This is a genomic window from Halomonas sp. BM-2019, from assembly GCF_017584085.1.
In genome coordinates this window covers 3,626,709-3,627,610 of the sequence record NZ_CP071922.1, presented here as the reverse complement: position 1 = coordinate 3,627,610, position 902 = coordinate 3,626,709, and the positions used below count along the sequence as shown (strand labels likewise).

The following is a 902-nucleotide window of genomic DNA, read 5'->3' as shown; positions in this document are numbered from 1 at the left end:
CGATGAACCAGATTTTACCCTGCTATTGTAGTGGTTTTAAGGCTTTTTCTGCTGCCGAGGCACGCTGCCGAGTCTTGCGCCGCCGGGGCTTCAAGACGGCGGGGGCGTGGGGCGCACCAGCAGGGCGGCGCGGGCACCGATCTCCACCCGGGCATTGGGGAAGACCACGGCGAGCGGCGTCTCGCCGACCCGGGTCTCCCCGGCCCGGCCATCCTCGGCCAGCAGCGTGCCCGGGGGGAACGCCGTGAAGTTGGGCGTGTCGTCGGCAAAGGCCAGGCGAAACGCCTCGGACTCGCGCATGAGCTCGTGATCGACCCGGTAGAAGGCCATGCGGCCGGGCGCCGCCCCGGCGGGCTCGCGCCCCTCGAGCAGGGCAGCCAGCAGCGCGCCCATGGGGGCCAGGGGCGCCAGGTCATTGTGCCCGAAGGGCAGGGCGCGGCCCAGCTCCAGGGTGAAGGCCTGTGCGCCGTGGTAGTGCTTGCTGTAGTGGGAGAAGGTCCAGCTGTGGCGGTGCTGGTGCAGCACCGCCTGGATGTCGGCGGCGGCGAGCCAGCGCCACTGCTCGGGCGCTACCTCGGTGGTCTCGGTGAAGGGGCTGACCACGAAGCGCGGGTAGCGGCTGTCGCGGATGGCGGTATGCAGGTCGTAGTGCAGCCGTGGAAGCGTATCGTGGCGGGCGAAGAAGGCGTCCACCGCGGCCATCAGCTGACGAGCCCTGTCGGGCTCCCTGCCGTCCTCTTCCAGGTCGTGGCGGAAGAGCCGATTGAGGTTGGTGTCCAGGTAGCGCACCCCCCGGCGGGTCGCCTCGGGGCTGCCGAGCAGCAGCAGCACGGGGGCACCGAGCACCAGCTCCCCCGCGGCCAGGCGGGCGAGCAGCCCCGCGAGCAGCTCCATGGGGGCCG

1 protein-coding gene is annotated in these 902 nt (G+C 71.3%); it reads right to left on the bottom strand.

Features of this window, described 5'->3' with window-relative positions:
* Positions 1 to 90 precede the first annotated feature (90 nt).
* On the bottom strand, positions 91 to 902 hold an 812-nt coding region (locus J5F18_RS17960; RefSeq protein WP_346299897.1), incomplete at its 5' end, for a succinylglutamate desuccinylase.